Source organism: Wenyingzhuangia sp. (genome assembly GCF_039768515.1).
GTDB lineage: Bacteria > Bacteroidota > Bacteroidia > Flavobacteriales > Flavobacteriaceae > Wenyingzhuangia.
Genome location: NZ_JBDNAI010000126.1, coordinates 1 through 13,763, shown reverse-complemented (window position 1 = coordinate 13,763; position 13,763 = coordinate 1). Strand labels below are relative to the sequence as shown.

Here is a 13,763-nt window from a genome sequence, read left to right as displayed (position 1 = left end):
GGTTCCTAGCGAAGGCATTTGCCATACGACTTTAGGCAACATTCTAAAAGCAACTACAATTTGGAGGTTGGCATTTAAAGCTTTTAGAGTGCTTAAAAATGAGTCGTCTTTTAGATTTGTAGGCTGTAAAACAGTTAAGCCGTTAGATTTTGAAAACACTTTTACAGCAGATTCATTAATTTTTTGTCCACGTCCCGATGGACGGTCAGGAGCCGTAACCACTCCGACTATGGAATACTCATTTTGGATAAGTTTATCTAAAATAGGTACTGCAAATTCAGGTGTCCCCATAAACACAATTCTAAGGTCTTCTTTTTTCATGACGTTTTGAGTTTATATGTATTTCTGTCTGTAAGTTCTATTAAACCTCTTTCCAAAAGGGAAGTAAGTAAAATTGTTAGTGTATCGGAATCAAAGGTACTTAATGTTTCAAGTTTTCGTGACGAAAGGGGTTCAATTTTTAATAAATTTAGAAGTGTATCTATATCACTTTCAGAAAACGAATTACGTTTTGATTGGTCTAGACAACTCGAACAGATACCACAGCGTTTAGAATTTTTTTCTTCAAAATAAGACAGTAATTTTTGGCTTTTACAAACACCATCATTTTTAATATAATCAAAAACCGTCTGCAGTTGTGCTTTCTTTAAATCGTGTTGTTGTGTAACAATTTTTGATATGCGATGAATGGTTTTATCATCTTCTCGAGGCTCAATAAAGATGATTTGTGCATCTGTTTTTGAGGCTTCAAATTGAATAATTTCTGCCTTGTGTAGTGCTTTGAGTTCTGAAATTACGACAGCTTCTTCGAGTTTTGTTTTTTTGGCGATTACTTGTGTAAAAATTTCTGTTGAATGGTCAAAAACTCCTTCATAACTTCGTAATATAAGTTTTATAATTCGTGCTTTTTTTGGATGCTTTTCGATGTAATTGAATAAGGCAGTATTCCCAATTTTAATTTGTATGAAGGCTGTGTTTTTGAACCGTTCTTCTAACGAAATTACACTGGTTCGGTCCAAAATCTTGAGCGCATTATATGTTAATATTGAAGGCAAGTTATAGGTCGAACAAAATTCTTTGAAGTTAAAACTATGGGTTGTATCAATTCCTTCGCCATAGGAGATTTGAAAATAATTACAAAGTCGTTTATATACTTTTTTTAAAACTGCCGTATCAGGTAGGGTAGTGATGTATTGGTTTTTGGAATTCATTTCATCTACCGTATTTCTAAGAATAACTGCATAGGCATTCTCGTTATTACGTCCTGCACGCCCAGCCTCTTGATAATAACTTTCTAGGCTTTCGGGTAAATTATGATGAATCACAGTTTGAACATTGGCTTTGTCAATTCCCATTCCAAATGCATTGGTGGCGACTATGACTTGATTTTGATTGTTTGTCCACAGTTCAAATTGAGTGTCTTTTTCTTTTGAGTTTAAACCTCCGTGATAGAACCCGCTAGTAATTCCTTTGGTGTTTAAATAGTTTGAAATTTCTAGGGTTGCTTTTCGGTTCCTTACATAGATAATTGAAGGTCCCGAATATTTTTTTAAAATCTGAACGGTTTTGAAATATTTATCCTCACAATCTAAGGTCAAATATGCCAAGTTAGGACGGTGAAATGACGTTTTGAAAATCTGAGGAGCAATACAGTCTAATTGAACACAGGTATCCTCTACGACCTTAGTCGTAGCTGAGGCCGTAAGTCCAATCACGCTCACGTTTGGGTGCAATGTTCTAATAAATTTGATACTGCGATATGCTGGCCTAAAATCATGACCCCATTGACTAATGCAATGTGCTTCATCTACAGCAATCAAATTAACATTCATTTCTTTGATACGCTTTTGAACTAAATCTTGCTGTAATCGTTCTGGTGAAAGGTATAGAAATTTATAATTTCCGAAAATACAATTATCCAACATACGGTCCACATCCTCATAACTCAGTCCACTAGTTAGTGCCATAGCTTTAATCCCTTTTTCTTTTAGAGTATTAACCTGGTCTTGCATTAATGCAATTAGTGGCGAGACGACAATACAGATGCCTTTTTTAAGTAGTGCTGGGATTTGAAAACACACCGACTTTCCTCCGCCTGTTGGTAATAGTGCAATACAATCGTCGTTGGTTAAAACAGCTTCGATTATTGCTTCTTGCTGGGGTTTAAATTCAGAAAATCCCCAGTAATGTTCCAATATTTCAATTGGATGCTTCATGCATTAGGCGTTAAATAATTTTCAATAAAGTCTATGCGTGATTCAACAGTTCCAAAGGGAATGTCAATACAAGTATAGCCGTATTCCGCATAGGTTTTGACCAAAAACTCGTGAATATCAAGTGCTTGTTCAAAAGATTCATAGCGCTCATTGTCTTGAGTATAAATAGCTTCCCAAGGCTTTAAAATAAAAACTTGATCGTATTTATGTTGCGTACAAACTGTTTTAAAGGATTCTGGGTATGGGCTGTCTAAATAGTCTAAATAAGCCACGACATCGGGCAGTCCACGATCAAAAAAAACATAATTTTCTGAGCGTGTTTCTGAGTTTAAAAATTGGTTTTGACGCCCTAGTAAAAGTTGTTTGCTAAATAATAAAGGATCTTCTAAAAATAATTGTTCAATGCCTTGTTCTTGAGCTTCAAGAGTAATTTGTCTAGAGATTTCATCCATGCAATGGTAACCTTTAGCTTTTAAAGCAGTAATTAATGTTGTTTTTCCTGTTCCAGGTCCTCCAATAAGTGCTATTTTTTGAGTATTCAAGCTATTTTTTTTAATTACTGTAAAATTCGTGATTTAAAAGGGAAATAAAAAATCAGATATAATGTATATTTGTAATCTTACATTAAAACAATGGTTAACCCTACAAACTCAGAAGAATTTTATAATAATTTAAAAGAAAAACTCCAGGATACTTCCATGTGGCCAACCGAGTACTTATATAAATTCATAATTAAATCAGACGTTTCCAAAATCAAGTTAATAGACGGTATTTTTGATAATATGGGTGCAGTTATAAAAACAAAGCCTTCAAAGAATGGAAATTACACCAGTATTTCTATTAATGTTGTGATGAAAAACCCTGACGCTGTAATTCAAAAATATAAAGCGGTTGGAAGTCAAGTCGAAGGTGTGATATCACTATAAAAAACAGGATTTAAATCAACTTCTAAATTAGCAGTATACTGATACTATTTTTTTGTATTTTGCAAACACTTAATTAATTAAACCAAAGATTGCCTACATGACAGCTTTAACAGATCAACTAGAATATAATACAGAGCGAGAACATTTAATCATTCCTGAATATGGACGACATTTACAGAAAATGATTAATCATGCTGTAGCTCAAGAGTCAAAAGAGGAGCGCAACCGCTTAGCAAAAGCTATAATTTCTGTTATGGGTAACATGCAACCACATTTAAGAGATGTGCCCGATTTTCAACATAAATTATGGGATCAATTGTTTATTATGTCGGATTTTAAATTAGATGCGGAATCTCCCTTTGATAAACCCACAGAAGAACAGTTAAACCTTCGTCCAGAACCCCTAAGCTATCCACAAAATTTCCCTAAGTACAGGTTTTATGGAAATAACATTAAAACGATGATAGATGTAGCTAACACTTGGGAAGCTGGAGAAATGAAAGATGCTTTACAGTATACCATCGCTAATCACATGAAAAAATCATTTTTAAATTGGAATAAAGATACGGTAGAAGATGTGGTTATTTTTGGTCACTTGTTTGAATTGTCAAATGGTAAAATCGACTTACGAGATAGTAAAGAGCCACTAAGTGAAATTTCTAGTTTACTTAAAGTGCAACGTAAATTTACAAACCACAAAAAAACATCTAAAAAGAACAATAACCAACGTAACCGTAAACGCCATTAAATATGGACTTCGTTTAGAACTCGGGATTACTAACCACTAATTTAAACCACACACTATTGAAAACTTTTAAAATTGAAGGCGGCCAGCAATTAAAAGGAGCCATCCAACCTCAAGGCGCAAAAAATGAAGCGCTTCAAATTTTGTGTGCAGTGATATTGTCTCCTGAAAAAATTACAATCCACAATATCCCAGATATTATTGATGTCAATAAGCTTATTATTTTATTGGGTAAACTTGGTGTTAAAATTGAAAAACTAGGCAAAGGGAGTTATTCATTTCAAGCTGATGAAATAAACCTAGAGTATTTAGAAACCGAGGCTTTTAAGGTAGATGGTCGTGGATTACGAGGGTCAATTATGATCGTTGGACCATTACTTGCACGATTTGGAAAAGGTTATATTCCTAAACCAGGAGGAGATAAAATTGGTCGAAGACGTTTAGATACGCATTTCGAAGGGTTTATTAAACTCGGCGCAACTTTTAGATATAATCGTGAAGATCATTTTTATGGTGTTGAAGCAAAAGAACTTAAAGGTACTTATATGTTGTTGGATGAAGCTTCTGTTACAGGAACAGCAAACATTGTAATGGCTGCTGTATTGGCTACAGGAACTACGACGATTTATAATGCGGCTTGTGAACCTTATCTTCAGCAGCTTTGTAAAATGCTCAATAGAATGGGAGCGAAAATTTCGGGTATCGGATCAAACATGTTAACTATTGAAGGCGTAAAATCTCTAGGGGGTACAGTACATACGATGTTGCCAGATATGATTGAAATTGGCAGCTGGATAGGGTTAGCAGCGATGACTAAAAGTGAATTAACCATTAAAAATGTAAGTTGGGATGATTTAGGAGTTATTCCAAACGTGTTTCGAAAACTAGGTATCACCATCGAACGTAAAGGGGATGATATTTTTATTCCTGCCCATACTGATGGGTATGAAATACAAAATTATATTGATGGCTCCATACTAACCATTTCTGACGCGCCTTGGCCAGGATTTACTCCCGATTTGTTAAGTATAATTTTAGTGGTTTCAACACAAGCGAGAGGTAGTGTTTTGATTCATCAAAAAATGTTTGAAAGTCGCCTGTTTTTTGTAGATAAATTAATAGATATGGGGGCAAAAATAATTCTTTGCGATCCGCACCGTGCCTCTGTTATTGGGCATGATTTTAAATCGAGCTTAAAAGCAACAACCATGACTTCTCCAGATATTAGAGCAGGAGTTTCTTTACTAATTGCGGCCCTTTCTGCCAAAGGCACTTCTACAATTCATAATATAGAACAGATTGATCGTGGATATGAAAATATTGATGATCGTTTACGCGCCATAGGAGCTAAGATTGAGCGGATCGATTCCTAACTCAAGGGTATTGAAAAACAGTAGTGTTTAGAGTAACGATTACTATATCATATGAACTTAGAAAAAGACCTTCAAATCCGTAGTCAACACAGTTGTGAACTTTGTAAGGCTACTGAGACTCTATCTATTTATACGGTTCAACCTTCTAAAAATATAAATCTTACCGACAGTATTTACGCGTGTCAGACCTGTATCTCTCAAATCGAAGATTCCAATTTAATTAATTCAAACCATTGGCGTTGTCTTAATGACAGTATGTGGAGTGAATTTCTTCCTGTTCAAGTTATGGCTTGGCGAATGCTTAATCGTCTACTATCTGCGGGTTGGTCACAAGATTTATTAGATATGATGTACTTAGATGACGATTCATTAGCTTGGGCAAAAGCTCTCGGCGATGGTGTCGATGAGGCCGCTAAATTGATTCATAGAGATGTTAATGGAGTGGTTTTAGAAGCTGGAGATAGTGTGGTTCTTATTAAAGATTTGAAAGTTAAAGGGACAAGCATGGTTGCCAAACAAGGCACAGCAGTGCGACGAATTGCTCTAGATTATGAAAATGAAACTTATATAGAAGGAAAAATTGACGGTAAACACATCGTTTTGATTACTCAATATGTCAAAAAGCTTTAGGTTTTGCCTAAGGCTTCCTTATAAGTTGTAAGACAACGTTCTCTAGCAAATTTATGATCAACCATTGGAGTAGGGTATGTTAAGTCTTGGTATTCTGGAAGCCATTTTTTAATATATGCGTGCTGTTTGTCAAAATTAGTCACTTGTGTGGTTGGGTTGAAAATTCTAAAGTAAGGGGCGGCATCAACACCACATCCAGCAACCCATTGCCAATTACTTACATTACTAGACAATTCAAAATCGTGTAGTTTTTCGGCAAAATAAGCTTCACCCCAACGCCAATCGATCAAGAGGTGTTTACACAAAAAACTACCTACAAGCATACGTACTCGGTTGTGCATAAATCCAGTTTGGTTCAATTCGCGCATTCCTGCATCTACAAGAGGATAACCCGTATTACCAGCACACCATTGGTTGTATTCTTCCGTATTATTACGCCATTTAATAGCGTCATATTGGGGTTTAAAACTCTGAGTGACGGTATGTGGAAAATGCCATAAAATTTGCATGAAAAATTCACGCCATATTAATTCTTTTAAAAACGTGTTATTTTCATGTTGAATGGCTTTGAAAACAATTTCTCGAACACTTACCGTTCCAAAACGCAAGTGAGGACCTAGTTTTGATGTTCCATTAACGGCAGGAAAATTTCGGGTAGCTTCGTAATTTTCGATGACAGCACTATCAACATTATAAGGCGCTATTTTAATAGGATTGGGTTCAAACCCCATGGCTCCTAAATCAATCCAATTATATGCTGTTGATTTGAATGTATGTTCAAGTAAATTTTCTGAAGTAAAACGATCACAATGTCCGCCATCAAAGGCTGCTAACCATTTTTTAGAAAAAGGCGTGTAGACTTTATATGGCAGTCCATCGTCTTTAGTGATTTCATTTTTCTCAAAAATCACTTGGTCTTTAAAGGTTTTAAAACTAATGGATTTTGAGTTTAATAACTCAGATATTTTTTGATCTCTTGCTATGGCATAAGGTTCATAGTCATGATTGCAGTAAACAGTGTTCACTTCGTATTGATCTGTGAGTTGATTAAAAACATCTTCGGGCGTTCCATGGTAAAGTGATACACCACTTCCATGTGCTTGTAAATGCGTGTTTATATCTGAGAGTTGTTGATGAATAAACTCAACTCTTGCATCATTTTTTGGTAAAGTATCAAGAATAGCTGTATCAAAAATAAAAATTGGAAGTACAGCGGTATTAGCCTTCAAAGCTTCAAACAACCCATGGTTGTCATGCAGTCTTAAATCTCTTCTAAACCAGAATATGGATAGTGATGCTTTCATTTATAGTCTCCAAATAATTCAATTAATTTCTTTTGTCTGTAAGCGAAAATTTCTTCCAGTTTAGGTTTTACTAAAAATGGATGTACAAGTTGGCCAAGCCATCCCATAGGAACCTTATAATCTATGATGTCTTCCATCTCAACACCACCATCAATAGCTTTAATGAAATGTTTGTGATGCCAAAGTACATACGGACCAAAGCGCTGTTCATCTACAAAATAGTGGCGTTCTTTTAACTGCGTAATTTATGTGACCCATTTGGTTTTTATACCTAAAATATGGGTGACGATATATTGAATAATTTGCCCTGCGTACATCGGACGGTCGACTCCTGAAATAATATCGAAACTCATATATGCTGGAGTAATAGATTTTAGATTTGCAGGATTAGAGAGAAATTCCCATGCTTTTTCTATGCTAATAGGTAAATTTTGTTTTTTATGGACTCGGTATAATTTCATTTAATTGAATATGGCGATGTATAAATTTAGAGAAGTGGCTAACACCAACCATAAACAATAGGGAAGTACATAGACACTTTTGTTTTTTAGTGTTTGTTTAAAGGTCACCAAAAAATAAAACATTAGAAGGGTTAAAAACACAAGATTTAATAAGCCAAGAGCGATCAAGTGTTGATTGAAAAATAAATAATTCCAAAACACATTTAATACAAATTGAATACTAAATAATACGATTATTTTTTTGGAGGAGTTAACTTGAACCAAATACGACATGTATACGGAAAACAAAAGCATTATACTACTCCAAGCTACACCAAAAACCCATCCAGGTGGCGACCATGGTGCTTGATTTAGAGTACTGTACCACTCTGATCGAGGGCCGTCATTCATTAACCACGTTCCAATAGCAAGAGCACCAAAATTAATTATGACAAAAAGGACTAAGCCTTTATAAAACTTCATTTAGGCGTTTAGTTTATCAATTTCATCTAATAACTCTTGTGCTTCTGCATATTTTGCATCACTAGCAGAACGATTTGTTGTTGAAAGTTCATGCCACTCAGACATTAATTTTTTGTAACGGTCTTGAAGTTTTTCAAGGGGTGTTTTTTTCTTAAAAATTCCAAACATAATTTTATTTAATTTGGCGGGTTATTTTACTACTTAGCGGTTTTGTTAGGGAATAGAAATAATCTACAAAATGCCCATTCTTATCAACTAAATATTTTTGAAAATTCCATTTCACTGAAGTGCTTTTCGTACCATTCAATGTTTTGTCTGTGAGCCATTTGTAGAGTGGATGTTGTTGGTCTCCTTTTACATCAATTTTTTCTGTCATTAAAAAAGTTACACCATAATTTTTCTTACAAAAAGACTGTATTTGTTCTGAATTTCCTGGTTCTTGGCTTCCAAACTGATTACATGGTACGCCTATGACCATCAATTTGTCTTGATACGTGTCATATAATTTTTGGAGATCCTCGTATTGTCCTGTAAAACCACATTCTGAAGCGACGTTTACAAATAAAATGTATTTTCCTTTGTAGTCATTTAAAACGATAGGAGAGCCATTAATACTGTTAATTTCAATGCTGTATAAAGACATAGTTTGAATATTTTTTGATTGAGAACAAGATGTTGATGAAAATATTAAATTTAAAAGTACTAATAATTTTAGAACTTTCAATTTTTATAATTTTAAAGACACAATTCCACAATCTAAATTAAAAATTTGACCAGAAATAGATTTAGATACATCTGAAAGTAAATATTCTGCCATCGCAGCAACTTCAGAAGGCTCTAAGTATTTTTTTAAGGGATGGCGTTGAATTGTACTTTCAATCATACGTTCGTTTCTAAGAAATTTAGCTGCAAGTTCTGTATCGGTAATGGTTGGTGCAATCGCATTCACTCTAATCTTAGGCGCTAAATCTGCAGCCACCGATTTTGTTAAGCCCTCAACAGCAGATTTTGCAGTAGCCACACTTGCGTGAAAAGGCATTCCTAATTTTGTAGCCACAGTACTAAACAACACAACAGAAGCAGAGTCTGATTGTAAAAGCGTTTTTGTGTAGGCTTGAATGGATTTAACTGCCCCAATAACATTGATTTCAAAATCGGTTTTAAAATCTGCGATACTTAACCTGTTAAAAGGCTTTAAATTTATACTCCCTGGGCAGTAAATTAAACCATCAGCTTGGTCAATTTCTGGTAATTCATCAACCACAACATCACAGTTGTAATGTGTTAAGTTTTCGTGTTGAATCTCAGGAGTTGAACGGCTAATATTAATTATTTGGTGTGTTGCAAGGAGACTTTCTGTAATAGCTTTACCAATGCCTTTACTACCTCCGATAATAATAATTTTTCTCATGCTTGTAATGGTCTACCTTTTAAACGTTTTTCAATTTTTTGTTTTATCGCTGTTAAGCGCTTCATAAGATCCATTAATTTTTGGTCTTTTGATGTTTTATAAATTTCATTTACACCCAGTATCAATGCTTTGACTTCTCTTGAAGCTTCGATGCGCTCACTAGTAGTTTTAAATGTAAGTGGTTTGAGTTCAAAAGCTTCTGCTTGTTTAACAACGTCCATAGTTATAGTTTTAAATAATTTTGTAATTCAGCAATTTTTGCTGAGGTATTAAAAGCGCCCCCATAAAATGCGGTCACAGTTGCTGAGGTATCATCTTTGATTCCTCTAGAGGATACACAAAGATGCTTAGCATCAATAATGACTGCTACATCATCAGTTCCTAGAATTCCTTTCAGTTCTTCTGCGATTTGATTTGTTAGGCGTTCCTGAACCTGAGGTCGTTTTGCATAGTACTGTACTATTCGATTTAATTTGGATAAACCGATCACTTTACCAGATGAAATATAGGAAACATGCGCTTTTCCAATGATAGGTACAAAATGATGCTCACAATTAGAATAAAATGTAATATCTTTTTCTACCAACATCTGGTTATATTGGTACTTATTATCAAATAACGCAATTTTAGGTTTATTTTCAGGGTTTAAGCCTGAAAAAATTTCATCAATATACATTTTAGCAACTCGTTCAGGTGTTCCTTTCAAAGAATCATCAGTAAGGTCTAAACCCATAACATCCATGATTTCCTCAAATAATAATGCAATCTTAGTTTTCTTTTCTTGGTCTGAGAGCTTAAAAGCGTCTTTTTTCATAGGAGTTTCAAGTCCCGTAAAAAGATGATCATCTCCAATTTCATGAATGGAAAAACCATTTAACATCTCTTCTTTATTTGTTATAACTTTAGTATTCATATTTTATTTTAACGCTTAGATATTTTATTATGTGTAATTTGACGTTGTCTCGTACATTTAAATCTTCCAGATTCAAAAGACCTTAGTTTTTGATGTTTTGTTTTCCTGCCTTGAACACGTGCACGCCATAGACGAAAACTTTTAGGTTTCATGTGCGTACGCATGATTTTTATCACCTCTTGTTCTTTTAAATTAAACTGGTGTTCAATGGCTTCAAAAGTGGTACGATCTTCCCATGCCATTTCTATTATTCGATCTAACTCTACTGTATTAAAACTCATGATACCGGTAGTTTGTAGCGTTCGTCGAATTGTATTTTTTCATCAATCAATGCTTTTAAGAATTTTTTATTTTCATCAAAACTCTTTGATTTTTTAAAATGAATGAATCTACCTTGTGCATGTATACTCATACCATCTATTTTATAAAATACAAGATGATAAAATGGAATTGCCCATGTGAAATTACGTTGTCCCTTAGTAATGTGTATCAAAATGCCTTCTTTTCGCATTTCGATATTAGCATAGTTGAGATCAGAAACTGTATTTAAAATGGAATTAAGGTTAGGACTGACTTTATCAACGATCATTCGTTTTGAACCTACACCACGGCGTTTAAAAGCTTCAAAAAAGGTGTAAGGTTTGCCTACAAAATTATCAAATAATTGTTTGTGTTCCTTGTTGTAGTATGTTGTATCTAGAACCATTGGTGATGTATATATTCCAAACATACACAAAGTTCAACTATTTAAAATAACAATTAAACAAATATTAACATTTATTATGGCGCTTTAGAATTTTTCTGGAGATTCAATTATTTGTGAAGCTCTTAGTTTCATAGCTATTAATTCCTCTTTAGAAAACTTATTTAGAACCGAATACATCATTTTCATTCTAAAATTTGCAGCCAGTTGTGGGCGTTTGTCATCAAGAAAATTCCAATATAGACTATTAAATGGGCAAGCATTTTCTCCTAAACGTTCCTTTACTTTATAAGCGCATCCATTACAATAATTACTCATTTTGTTGATGTAACTCCCTGATGATACATAGGGTTTAGTGGCAATCAATCCACCATCTGCAAATTGGCTCATCCCTCGAGTGTTGGGTAGCTGTACCCATTCTAAAGCATCAATATATATACCTAAATACCATTCGTCAACGGCATCGGGATGCGTTTGTGTTAATAACAAATAATTTCCCGTAATCATCAGGCGTTGAATGTGATGTGCATAGGCATTATCTAACGAATTATTGATGGTTTTATTCAAGCAGTTCATCTTTGTATCTCCCGTCCAAAAGAATTCTGGGATAGGATTGTGGTTATCAAGAGTATTTAATGCTTTGTATTGAGGCATTTGTGCCCAGTACATCCCTCGCATATATTCTCGCCATCCAATAACTTGCCTTATAAACCCTTCTACTTGAGAAATAGAAATCGCATCACTATTCGAGCGGTAGTGATCTAAAACAGCATCTATAATTTCTTTTGGGCTAATTAGCTTTAAATTCATAGCAAATGAAAGTCGCGAATGGAACAAATACACTTCTTCGGTGTGCAATGCGTCTTGGTAATCTCCAAAATGAACTAATAAATTTTGATTGAAATACGCCAGCTGTTCTAGCGATTGGTCTTTATTTATTGGATATGAAAATGTAGTTTCATCAAAACGGCCAATGGTTTCAATGTTACTAGCCACAATTGTTTTTAAAATAGTTTCGACAGGGTTTTTTAAGTGTAAAAAAGAGGGGATGCCTGGAGATCCTTTCCATTTGTTTCGGTTGCTTTTGTCATAATTCCATTCGCCACCTTCGGGGTTTTCACTTTCCATTAATATATGATGTTTTTTACGCATGTATCGGTAAAAACGTTCCATCAAAAATTGCTTTTTTCCTTCAAAAAACACAGAAAGTTCATCGCGTGTTGTGTAGAAATGTTCTGTATCTATTTCACTTGACTTGAAAGAAAGAGATGTGCAAAAGGCTTTAAGCTGTGCGTCTAACCGAAATTCATCCGGCGATTGGTACTGGAAATATTCAATGTTGTGCGTTAAAATAATATCATTCAGGTTATCTTCTAAGTTTTGAAGATTAGAGGCATCATCTAAGTTTAAATAAATAACATTATGACCTTGAGATTCTAGCTGTTTTGAAAAGGCACGCATAGCCGCAAAAAAACCAACTACTTTTTGAATATGGTGTTTAACATAATCAGTTTCCTGACGCATTTCGAACATACAATACACTGTTGAGTCAGAAACAGTGTTGTACCACGAATGTTGTATATTTAATTGATCTCCAAGAATAAGGCGAAGTGTTTTCATTTAAACTAATTTAATTTTGATACTATTTAGTATTCTACGCTGGGGTAAGCGCTTATTGATAGCTGTATTTTAAAATTCACATATAGAGAATAGAAACTTCTAACTGTGAAATTTTTTAGCGTTTGCTACTGCATTTTTTGCTACAATATTTTACAAATTCCCAGTTCTTTTCCCATTTTTTACGCCATGTAAACGGACGATCACATTGGACACAAATTTTGATGGGAAGAATTTTTTTTTTCACGTCTTAAAAGAATGTTATTTCTTAGGTCTTTGGTACTCAATACGTTGTTTGAGTGATGGAAGTGCATAGCCATCTAAACCATTAATAGCCACCACATTTGCTTTTGCTAAATTGACAAAACCATCCTCTTCCACAATATCATCTTTAATGTATAAGTCTTTGATTTCTGCAATCAGCTGAATAGTATTATTAGATTTAATTAGATATTCTTCGCAGTAGGTGAGCGCCATCTGAATTGGTGCCCCTTTTACAAAAGGTGCATGCCAATCGTTTTTATATTCTTCCTTAAGTTTTGTAATATCAAACTCAGAGATCCCTTTATCGTATTTAGCAGAGGTGTGGTGTGCTTGCTCAATGATGTCTAAATGAATGTGATTTACGGTAAATTGTCCAGTTTCTTTGATATTCTCGTAAGTATTTCTTGGGACATCAGATACAGGTCTAAATACAATACCCAAAAGAGGTGGGTTAGATCCTAAGTGGGTAACCGAACTGAAAACAGCCACATTAGCGACACCATCGTTTGATTTTGTCCCAATGAGGTTTGCCGACTTAAACCCCGAACAACTGTTCATCATGTTTATTCGGTAAACATGGTCTAAATCATCAAAATCTTGTGACCAATGACGTCTCCGCACCCGGATTGCATTACACCGCGCTGTTGACACCACAGGGCAAATATCTTGCAGATTTCTTCGTGTTGCAGCGGCCAGATGATCTGCTCATCGACGTGGCCACAGAGATTTGCTCCGGCC

Annotated in this window: 19 protein-coding genes and 1 pseudogene; 4 read left to right on the top strand and 16 right to left on the bottom strand. The window is 34.7% G+C overall.

Annotated elements, in window-relative coordinates:
- The 3 genes from ABF281_RS08140 to ABF281_RS08130 form a co-directional block, all read right to left on the bottom strand.
- Window positions 1–321 (bottom strand): formyltransferase family protein (locus tag ABF281_RS08140; protein ID WP_347181180.1); only part of this gene is annotated, 321 nt, incomplete at its 3' end.
- Window positions 318–2,216: a RecQ family ATP-dependent DNA helicase gene (locus tag ABF281_RS08135; protein ID WP_347181179.1), complete on the bottom strand. Its 1,899-nt coding sequence runs from the start codon at window positions 2,214–2,216 to the stop codon at window positions 318–320. The genes ABF281_RS08135 and ABF281_RS08140, both read right to left, overlap by 4 nt.
- A complete protein-coding gene (locus tag ABF281_RS08130) occupies window positions 2,213–2,758 on the bottom strand; it encodes an ATP-binding protein (RefSeq protein ID WP_347181178.1) in 546 nt (181 codons plus the stop codon). Before ABF281_RS08130 ends, ABF281_RS08135 begins: the two co-directional genes overlap by 4 nt.
- Window positions 2,759–2,848: 90 nt before the next feature.
- On the opposite strand from ABF281_RS08130, the gene ABF281_RS08125 reads away from it, so the two are divergent.
- From ABF281_RS08125 to ABF281_RS08110, 4 genes are all read left to right on the top strand, one after another.
- Window positions 2,849–3,142, top strand: coding sequence for a DUF493 family protein (locus tag ABF281_RS08125; RefSeq protein ID WP_347181177.1), 294 nt, complete (start codon window positions 2,849–2,851; stop codon window positions 3,140–3,142).
- A 97-nt stretch (window positions 3,143–3,239) separates the two neighbouring features.
- Complete coding sequence (locus ABF281_RS08120) at window positions 3,240–3,890, top strand: DUF4290 domain-containing protein (RefSeq protein WP_347181176.1); 651 nt, start codon at window positions 3,240–3,242, stop codon at window positions 3,888–3,890.
- Window positions 3,891–3,946: 56 nt separating this feature from the next.
- A complete protein-coding gene (gene murA / locus ABF281_RS08115) occupies window positions 3,947–5,260 on the top strand; it encodes a UDP-N-acetylglucosamine 1-carboxyvinyltransferase (protein ID WP_347181175.1) in 1,314 nt (437 codons plus the stop codon).
- 51 nt (window positions 5,261–5,311) lie between these two features.
- Entirely contained in the window at window positions 5,312–5,890 is a 579-nt protein-coding gene (locus ABF281_RS08110; RefSeq protein ID WP_347181174.1) for a PhnA domain-containing protein, read from the top strand.
- Here the strand turns inward: ABF281_RS08110 and ABF281_RS08105 are convergent.
- From ABF281_RS08105 to ABF281_RS08045, 13 genes and pseudogenes are all read right to left on the bottom strand, one after another.
- Window positions 5,887–7,194, bottom strand: coding sequence for a deoxyribodipyrimidine photo-lyase (locus ABF281_RS08105; RefSeq protein WP_347181173.1), 1,308 nt, complete (start codon window positions 7,192–7,194; stop codon window positions 5,887–5,889). The genes ABF281_RS08110 and ABF281_RS08105 overlap by 4 nt on opposite strands.
- Window positions 7,191–7,655, bottom strand: a pseudogene (locus tag ABF281_RS08100) (SRPBCC family protein). The gene ABF281_RS08105 and the pseudogene ABF281_RS08100 overlap by 4 nt, the downstream one beginning before the upstream one ends.
- On the bottom strand, window positions 7,656–8,117 hold the full coding sequence (locus ABF281_RS08095) for a TspO/MBR family protein (RefSeq protein ID WP_347181172.1): 462 nt from the start codon (window positions 8,115–8,117) through the stop codon (window positions 7,656–7,658). It abuts the pseudogene before it with no gap.
- The gene (locus tag ABF281_RS08090) at window positions 8,118–8,285 is read right to left on the bottom strand and encodes a Lacal_2735 family protein (RefSeq protein ID WP_347181171.1); all 168 of its coding nucleotides are present in this window, start codon (window positions 8,283–8,285) and stop codon (window positions 8,118–8,120) included.
- Between the two features lie 4 nt (window positions 8,286–8,289).
- The gene (locus ABF281_RS08085; RefSeq protein ID WP_347181170.1) at window positions 8,290–8,760 is read right to left on the bottom strand and encodes a glutathione peroxidase; all 471 of its coding nucleotides are present in this window, start codon (window positions 8,758–8,760) and stop codon (window positions 8,290–8,292) included.
- Window positions 8,761–8,844: 84 nt separating this feature from the next.
- Complete coding sequence (locus ABF281_RS08080; protein ID WP_347181169.1) at window positions 8,845–9,528, bottom strand: SDR family oxidoreductase; 684 nt, start codon at window positions 9,526–9,528, stop codon at window positions 8,845–8,847.
- Window positions 9,525–9,749 carry a hypothetical protein gene (locus ABF281_RS08075; protein ID WP_347181168.1) on the bottom strand — a complete coding sequence of 75 codons (225 nt, stop codon included), beginning with the start codon at window positions 9,747–9,749 and terminating at the stop codon, window positions 9,525–9,527. The genes ABF281_RS08080 and ABF281_RS08075 overlap by 4 nt, the downstream gene beginning before the upstream one ends.
- 2 nt (window positions 9,750–9,751) lie before the next feature.
- Window positions 9,752–10,441 (bottom strand): GTP cyclohydrolase I FolE, encoded by a 690-nt coding sequence (gene folE / locus ABF281_RS08070; protein ID WP_347181167.1) that lies wholly within the window; start codon window positions 10,439–10,441, stop codon window positions 9,752–9,754.
- 8 nt (window positions 10,442–10,449) lie between these two features.
- On the bottom strand, window positions 10,450–10,722 hold the full coding sequence (locus tag ABF281_RS08065) for a TIGR03643 family protein (RefSeq protein WP_347181166.1): 273 nt from the start codon (window positions 10,720–10,722) through the stop codon (window positions 10,450–10,452).
- Window positions 10,719–11,171, bottom strand: coding sequence for a hypothetical protein (locus tag ABF281_RS08060; protein WP_347181165.1), 453 nt, complete (start codon window positions 11,169–11,171; stop codon window positions 10,719–10,721). Before ABF281_RS08060 ends, ABF281_RS08065 begins: the two co-directional genes overlap by 4 nt.
- A gap of 60 nt (window positions 11,172–11,231) precedes the next feature.
- Window positions 11,232–12,764: a cryptochrome/photolyase family protein gene (locus ABF281_RS08055; protein ID WP_347181164.1), complete on the bottom strand. Its 1,533-nt coding sequence runs from the start codon at window positions 12,762–12,764 to the stop codon at window positions 11,232–11,234.
- A 115-nt stretch (window positions 12,765–12,879) separates the two neighbouring features.
- A complete protein-coding gene (locus tag ABF281_RS08050; protein WP_347181163.1) occupies window positions 12,880–13,008 on the bottom strand; it encodes a DUF2256 domain-containing protein in 129 nt (42 codons plus the stop codon).
- A 14-nt stretch (window positions 13,009–13,022) separates the two neighbouring features.
- Entirely contained in the window at window positions 13,023–13,586 is a 564-nt protein-coding gene (locus ABF281_RS08045) for a flavin reductase (protein WP_347181162.1), read from the bottom strand.
- Window positions 13,587–13,763: the final 177 nt, after the last annotated feature.

Bases quoted from the DNA above. Each gene is read 5' to 3' on its own strand.
- ABF281_RS08135 (WP_347181179.1), bottom strand. From the start codon at position 2,216: ATGAAGCATCCAATTGAAATATTGGAACATTACTGGGGATTTTCTGAA.
- ABF281_RS08125 (WP_347181177.1), top strand. From the start codon at position 2,849: ATGGTTAACCCTACAAACTCAGAAGAATTTTATAATAATTTAAAAGAA.
- ABF281_RS08120 (WP_347181176.1), top strand. From the start codon at position 3,240: ATGACAGCTTTAACAGATCAACTAGAATATAATACAGAGCGAGAACAT.
- ABF281_RS08110 (WP_347181174.1), top strand. From the start codon at position 5,312: ATGAACTTAGAAAAAGACCTTCAAATCCGTAGTCAACACAGTTGTGAA.
- ABF281_RS08105 (WP_347181173.1), bottom strand. From the start codon at position 7,194: ATGAAAGCATCACTATCCATATTCTGGTTTAGAAGAGATTTAAGACTG.
- ABF281_RS08095 (WP_347181172.1), bottom strand. From the start codon at position 8,117: ATGAAGTTTTATAAAGGCTTAGTCCTTTTTGTCATAATTAATTTTGGT.
- ABF281_RS08090 (WP_347181171.1), bottom strand. From the start codon at position 8,285: ATGTTTGGAATTTTTAAGAAAAAAACACCCCTTGAAAAACTTCAAGAC.
- ABF281_RS08085 (WP_347181170.1), bottom strand. From the start codon at position 8,760: ATGTCTTTATACAGCATTGAAATTAACAGTATTAATGGCTCTCCTATC.
- ABF281_RS08080 (WP_347181169.1), bottom strand. From the start codon at position 9,528: ATGAGAAAAATTATTATTATCGGAGGTAGTAAAGGCATTGGTAAAGCT.
- ABF281_RS08075 (WP_347181168.1), bottom strand. From the start codon at position 9,749: ATGGACGTTGTTAAACAAGCAGAAGCTTTTGAACTCAAACCACTTACA.
- folE (WP_347181167.1), bottom strand. From the start codon at position 10,441: ATGAATACTAAAGTTATAACAAATAAAGAAGAGATGTTAAATGGTTTT.
- ABF281_RS08065 (WP_347181166.1), bottom strand. From the start codon at position 10,722: ATGAGTTTTAATACAGTAGAGTTAGATCGAATAATAGAAATGGCATGG.
- ABF281_RS08060 (WP_347181165.1), bottom strand. From the start codon at position 11,171: ATGTTTGGAATATATACATCACCAATGGTTCTAGATACAACATACTAC.
- ABF281_RS08055 (WP_347181164.1), bottom strand. From the start codon at position 12,764: ATGAAAACACTTCGCCTTATTCTTGGAGATCAATTAAATATACAACAT.
- ABF281_RS08045 (WP_347181162.1), bottom strand. From the start codon at position 13,586: ATGATGAACAGTTGTTCGGGGTTTAAGTCGGCAAACCTCATTGGGACA.